The sequence below is a fragment of the Halorubrum halophilum genome, assembly GCF_000739595.1.
GTDB lineage: Archaea > Halobacteriota > Halobacteria > Halobacteriales > Haloferacaceae > Halorubrum > Halorubrum halophilum.
On the sequence record NZ_BBJP01000004.1, the window covers coordinates 73651 to 79650 of the forward strand.

4 protein-coding genes and 2 pseudogenes are annotated in these 6000 nt (G+C 64.6%); 4 read left to right on the top strand and 2 right to left on the bottom strand.

The annotated features are described in order from the left end of the window. Positions 1-45: 45 nt before the first annotated feature. The 4 genes from acs to ACP96_RS01315 all read left to right on the top strand — a co-directional run bounded on the left by acs (position 46) and on the right by ACP96_RS01315 (position 4824). Complete coding sequence (gene acs / locus ACP96_RS01300) at positions 46-2040, top strand: acetate--CoA ligase (RefSeq protein ID WP_050031822.1); 1995 nt, start codon at positions 46-48, stop codon at positions 2038-2040. A 113-nt stretch (positions 2041-2153) separates the two neighbouring features. Beyond that, positions 2154-2567, top strand: coding sequence for a DUF4212 domain-containing protein (locus ACP96_RS01305; protein ID WP_050026407.1), 414 nt, complete (start codon positions 2154-2156; stop codon positions 2565-2567). Beyond that, entirely contained in the window at positions 2564-4363 is a 1800-nt protein-coding gene (locus tag ACP96_RS01310; protein WP_050031823.1) for a VC_2705 family sodium/solute symporter, read from the top strand. Before ACP96_RS01305 ends, ACP96_RS01310 begins: the two co-directional genes overlap by 4 nt. Continuing rightward, positions 4363-4824, top strand: a complete 462-nt coding sequence (locus tag ACP96_RS01315; RefSeq protein WP_050031824.1) for a universal stress protein — start codon at positions 4363-4365, stop codon at positions 4822-4824. Before ACP96_RS01310 ends, ACP96_RS01315 begins: the two co-directional genes overlap by 1 nt. Before the next feature lie 99 nt (positions 4825-4923). Here the strand turns inward: ACP96_RS01315 and ACP96_RS01320 are convergent. Together ACP96_RS01320 and ACP96_RS01325 are read right to left on the bottom strand one after the other, a co-directional pair. Then, positions 4924-5754: pseudogene (locus ACP96_RS01320) on the bottom strand (RNA-guided endonuclease InsQ/TnpB family protein); the annotation flags it as partial. Between the two features lie 33 nt (positions 5755-5787). Next, positions 5788-5985, bottom strand: a pseudogene (locus tag ACP96_RS01325) (IS5/IS1182 family transposase); the annotation flags it as partial. Positions 5986-6000 lie beyond the last annotated feature (15 nt).

Genomic DNA, 6000 nt, shown 5'->3' on the forward strand with positions numbered 1-6000 from the left:
GCGCCATCGTTTAAGGGCCGAGATCGGTTTGCTACAGAGCGTACCATGACAGAGGGAGACGGTCAACTGGAAGCGAGACTCGCAGATCAGGAGGTGTTCGAGCCGCCAGAGTCGTTCGTCGAACAGGCGAACGTCTCGGATCCCGGCGTCTACGACGAGTTCGACGAGAACTGGCCGGAGTGCTGGGAGGCGGCCGCCGATCTGCTCGACTGGGAGACGGACTACGACCAAGTGCTGGACGACAGCAACCCTCCCTTCTACGAGTGGTTCACGGGCGGAGAGCTGAATGCGTCGGCGAACTGCCTCGACCGCCACCTCGACGAGCGCGGCGACGAGGTCGCGATCGAGTGGGTCGGCGAGCCCGTCGACGAGGACGACCGGTCGTACACCTACGCGGAGCTGCACCGCGAGGTGAACGAGTTCGCGGCCGCCCTTCGGGAGCAGGGCGTCGAAGAGGACGACGTGGTGACGATGTACATGCCGATGATCCCGGAGCTGCCGATCGCGATGCTGGCGTGCGCCCGGATCGGCGCGCCCCACAGCGTCGTGTTCGCCGGGTTCTCGGCGGACGCGCTCGCGACCCGGATGAACTCCGCGGAGTCGGAGTACCTCGTCACCTGCGACGGCTACTACCGGCGCGGCGACCCCCTCGACCACCTCGACAAGGCGAACGAGGGGCTCTCGGGCGTCGACCACGAGACGACCACGGTCGTCGTCGACCGGCTCGGCCCGAACGGCGACGACTTCGGGCACGACCTCGGCGACGACCAGATCGACTACGGCGACCTCGTCGCGGACCACGAGGGCGCCGAGGTCGAGCCGGTCACCCGCGACGCCGAGGACATGCTGTTCCTGATGTACACCTCGGGGACGACCGGGGAGCCGAAGGGCGTGAAACACACGACGGGCGGCTACCTGTCGTGGGTGTCGTGGACCTCGCAGTCGGTCCTCGACATCAAGCCGGATGACACGTACTTCTGTTCGGCCGACATCGGCTGGATCACGGGCCACTCCTACATCGTCTACGGGCCGCTCGCGCTCGGCACGACGACGATGATGTACGAGGGGACGCCCGATCACCCCGAACAGGACCGGCTCTGGGAGATCGTCGACGAGTACGACGCGACCCAGCTGTACACCGCGCCCACCGCGATCCGGGCGTTCATGAAGTGGGGCTCGGAGTTCCCGGACCGCCACGACCTCTCCTCGCTGCGGCTGCTCGGCACGGTCGGCGAGCCGATCAACCCGCGGGCGTGGAAGTGGTACTACAAGCACATCGGGAACGAGGAGTGCCCGATCGTCGACACCTGGTGGCAGACCGAGACCGGCGGCATGATGGTGACGACGCTGCCCGGGGTGAAAGACATGAAGCCCGGGGCGGCCGGACCGCCGCTCCCGGGCCTCGACGTACAGATCCTCGACACGCTCGGCGACGAGGTAGAACCCGGAAAGGCCGGCTACCTCACGGTACAGAAGCCGTGGCCCGGCATGCTCCGGACGCTGTACAACAACGACGAGCGCTACATCGAGGAGTACTGGGCGGAGTACTCCGACACCGACAGCGACGACCCCGACGACTGGGTGTACTTCCCGGAGGACGGGGCGAAGATCGACGAGGACGGCTACATCACCGTGCTCGGGCGCGTCGACGACGTGCTCAACGTCTCGGGCCACCGGCTCGGGACGATGGAGATCGAGTCGGCCATCGTCGGCGTCGAGGGCGTCGCCGAGGCCGCCGTCGTCGGCGGCGACCACGACATCAAGGGCGAGGCGGTCTACGCGTACGTGACCACCGAGGACGGGTACGAGGGCAACGACGATCTCCGCGACGCGATCGTCGCGGGCGTGGAGGATGCCATCGGCCCGATCGCCCGGCCGGAGCAGGTCGTGTTCACGCCCGACCTACCGAAGACCCGGTCCGGGAAGATCATGCGCCGCCTGCTCGAGAACATCGCTGACGGCAAGGAGCTGGGTAACACCAGCACGCTCCGCAACCCGGAGATCGTCGAAGAGATCCAGCAGAAAGCGAAGGGCGAGTAGCCGACCGACGGCTCCGTTTTTAGGACACCAGACGAAGACGAGACGCTCGACACCGCAAATAAATATCACGATAAAATCGCACAAACGCACCACGACAATACACACCACAACACATGACAGATAATAGCTCACGAGATTCGGGCGACGCCGCTACCGACGGCGGCGTCGCCGCGAACGCGGCACAGACGCACAGCGACACCGACTACCTCGGGGCGGAGGTGAACCTCCTGAGTCCGAGCACGCCGTACATGCGCGATCACCTCCGCATCGTCTGGACGGGGTTCGCCATCTGGGTCGTCGCGGTGTGGGGACCGGTGACTCTGACGCGGTTCGCGACCGGCGCGATGACGCAGCCGATGCCAATCTTGGGCTTCCCGCTCCACTACTTCCTCGTCGCGTTCGGCGCCCCGACCAGCGCGCTGATCCTCTCGTTCTGGTACTCGCGCAAGCGGGACGCGCTCGACGAGAAGTACGGTATCGAACACGGCACCGCTGACGTCGCGACCGACGGAGGGGCGGACGAATGACGGCGAGTTCGATCCTCCTGCAGAGCGACCTCCTCCCGGAGGCCCTCGACATCTCGTTCAAGCTGGCACCGTCGATCCTCGTGATCGCGATGTTGGGGCTGTTCCTCACGATCGGGTTCGTCTTCCGCGTTGCCGACACCGAGAACATGTGGGTCGCCGGCCGGTCCATCGGGAATGTCGAGAACGGGATGGCGATCGGCGCGAACTGGATGTCGGCCGCGTCGTACCTCGGAATGGCGGCGTCGATCGCGCTCGCGGGATTCTACGGGCTGGTGTACGTCGTCGGCTGGACGACGGGATACTTCATCCTGCTCATCTTCCTCGCCGCGCAGCTGCGCCGGTTCGGAAAGTACACGGCGCCCGACTTCGTCGGCGACCGGTTCAACTCCGACACCGCGCGCGCCATCGCGGCGGTGACGACGTTCCTCATCGGCTTCGTCTACGCCATCGGGCAGGCGAAGGGGATGGCGCTCGTCGGCCTGTACATCTTCGGTGATTACGGGGGACTCATCCCCGGCCTCGACGGGTATCAAGTGATGGTCGTCGCCATGATGGTCGTCACGGTCGGCTACCTGACGCTGTCCGGGATGCTGGGCGCCACGAAGAACCAGGCGGTCCAGTACGTCATCCTCATCCTCGCGTTCACCGTCGGCCTGCTCGTCGTCGGCTGGACGAACGGCTACTCCACGGTGCTGCCGCAGCTCGAATACGGAATGTTGATCAGCGAACTCGGCACCGAGTTCTCCGAGCCGTTCGCCTCGTCGAGCTACTACCTGTGGGTCGCCACGACGTTCTCGCTGATCGTCGGCACCTGCGGGCTCCCGCACGTGCTCGTCCGGTTCTACACGGTCGAGAGCGAACGGACGGCCCGCTGGTCGACGGTCTGGGGGCTGTTCTTCATCTGTATCCTCTACTGGAGCGCTCCGGCGTTCGCGGCGTTCGGGACCGACCTCTACACGCAGAACGTCGGTGCGACGTACGGCGATCCCGGGATGACGAGCGCGGCCAGCGAGGTCATCGTCGTGCTGGCGGCGCAGCTGTCCGGGCTCCCGGACTGGTTCGTCGGCATCGTCGCGGCGGGCGGTATCGCCGCGGCGATCGCGACGGTCGCCGGGCTGTTCATCGCCGGCTCGTCGGCGATCAGCCACGACATCTACACGAACATCATCAACGAGGACGCGACGCAGCGCCAGCAGATCCTCGTCGGTCGGCTCTCGATCGTCGCACTGGGCGCGTTGACCACGCTGGCCGCGCTCAACCCCGCGTCGTCGATCGCGGCGCTCGTGGGCTACGCGTTCTCGCTCGCCGGCTCCGTGCTGTTCCCGATGTTCTTCCTCGGCATGTGGTGGGAGAACGCGAACCGGCAGGGCGCGCTCGCCGGCATGACGACCGGGCTGACTCTCTGGTCGCTCCCGATGATCAACCAGATCGTCCCGACGTATATCGGCTCGCTTGAGGCGCCGCTGTCGGCGGGACTGGCCCAGTGGATGCCCGCCATCGGCTCGGCGCTCATCACGCTTCCGGTCGTGTTCGTCGTCACCATCGTCGTCTCGATGGCGACCGACGAGCCGTCGCTCGAAACGAAGCGGATCGTCCGGCAGTGTCACAGCCCCGAGCCGATGGGGCAGCAGGAGACCGCCGAGGACGTCGTCGCCGCGGACGGCGGCGAGGACGTGGCGACGGATGGCGGCCGCGCAGTGGACGACGCGGGCGCCAACGGCGGCCGCGCAGTGGACGACGCGGGCGCCGAGGGTGACCGCGCAGTTGACGACGAAGCCACGGAGGAGGAGCGATAATGTACGACCGAATCCTCGTACCCACGGACGGAAGCGACGTCGCGGAGGCCGCCGTCGACCACGCGCTCGACCTCGCGGAGAAGTACGACGCCGAGGTCCACGCGCTGTACGTGGTCGACATCGACTCCGTGAACTTCAGTCTCGGGACAGAGCAGGTCGACCGACTCAAACAGGGCCGGTTCGACGAGATGGGAGAGCTGAAAGACCAAGCCGACGAGGCGACCAGCGTGGTCGCCGAGCGCGGCGACGAACGCGGCGTTGACGTCGTCGAACACGTCTCGGGCGGTCGGCCGCACAAGGTGATCGGCGACTACGCCGAGAACCACGACATCGACCTCATCGTGATGGGGAGCCACGGTCGGGCCGGCGTCCGCCGAGCGCTGCTCGGGAGCGTCACCGAACGGACGCTGCGTTCGACGCACGTCCCCGTGCTCGTCGTCGACTACCTCGACGAGGACTGACCGGCGGGGGTTCACTTCCCTCTCACTCTCGCTGCGGGTGACATCCTCCTCGCCGTAAACGGCGAGGCTTCCCGTACCGCAGGTGGGATATTTGCTGGTCTACGACACGACCTGTTCTCTCGTGTGAAACGTCCCGCTCTCGCGGTCGAACAAGTGTGTCGATGGCTGTGCCACACAGCCGTTACTCCTATCCTCACCGTGAGGACTCGGAGTTATCTTCTGACGCATATTCTCCGCCCCGTTACAATCCGCGTTGGCTACCAACTCACACGACGAGCAGACGTACAAGCCACGTTCGACACGGTTCGATTTCGTGTCGTCTCTACAGCGGGAACACGTTTTCGAGGTGTTCCATTCGTTCTCTTTCAGCACCGCAACACCGCGCATCTCGCCTTTGTATTCGAGGTACTGGTAGATGCGGTCGAACGCCCACGAGTGGAGCTTCTTGTTCCCCGTTTTCCCCCAGTCCGATTCTCGCACGTCTTCAGGCCAACTCACCGCGAGCGTGCCGACACCGCGTTCGACACACTCCGTGATTATGGCGTCCGTCAGCGCGTGGTAGTAGTGTGTCTCACGTTCGGAGAGTTTCCGACGTGCCCACCTCGACTGCTCTGACGGGCCGTTCTCTCCCTCGGTGTCGTACTCAGCTCTGGTGAAGTAGTGTTTGTCTTCTTTGAGCGAGTTGCCGGGGTACAGGACGTATTCGTCCGGGAACGCGACCGTGGCGATATTCGTAATGCCGAGGTCGATCCCTGCCACGCCGTCGCCAGTCGACTCCGCTGTTTCGAGTTCGATCTTACAGACGAAGTGGAGTTTCCATTCGTCACCGTTCCAGACTGCCCGGACGTTCTGTACGCGGTTGACTTCCGAGAGATCAACGTCTGGTCGAGTCTGGTATTCGCAAAGCAGGAAGTCTGAGAAGTGTTCTTTCGGCTGTGTTGAATCGCTGTAAGGCGTAGAGATTCACTGTTTGACGAAGCGCTTGATGTTATAGACGACACACATCAGCGCGATTTCGCGGAACTCACGAAACCATGACCGCGCTCGCACGGCGAAGCCGAGCGAGCGCTTCACAGCCGAGTTCACAGTTTCAGTCATAGAGCGCTGATTGTAGCGGTTATCGTCGATTCTGGCGTTGTGTGCGTGGTCGTACGGAGGGAAACAGAGTGGATATTA

What these genes read in the sequence shown, in the direction of transcription:
- ACP96_RS01315 (WP_050031824.1), top strand. Translation starts at nt 4,363, where the DNA reads ATGTACGACCGAATCCTCGTACCCACGGACGGAAGCGACGTCGCGGAG.
- ACP96_RS01310 (WP_050031823.1), top strand. Translation starts at nt 2,564, where the DNA reads ATGACGGCGAGTTCGATCCTCCTGCAGAGCGACCTCCTCCCGGAGGCC.
- ACP96_RS01305 (WP_050026407.1), top strand. Translation starts at nt 2,154, where the DNA reads ATGACAGATAATAGCTCACGAGATTCGGGCGACGCCGCTACCGACGGC.
- acs (WP_050031822.1), top strand. Translation starts at nt 46, where the DNA reads ATGACAGAGGGAGACGGTCAACTGGAAGCGAGACTCGCAGATCAGGAG.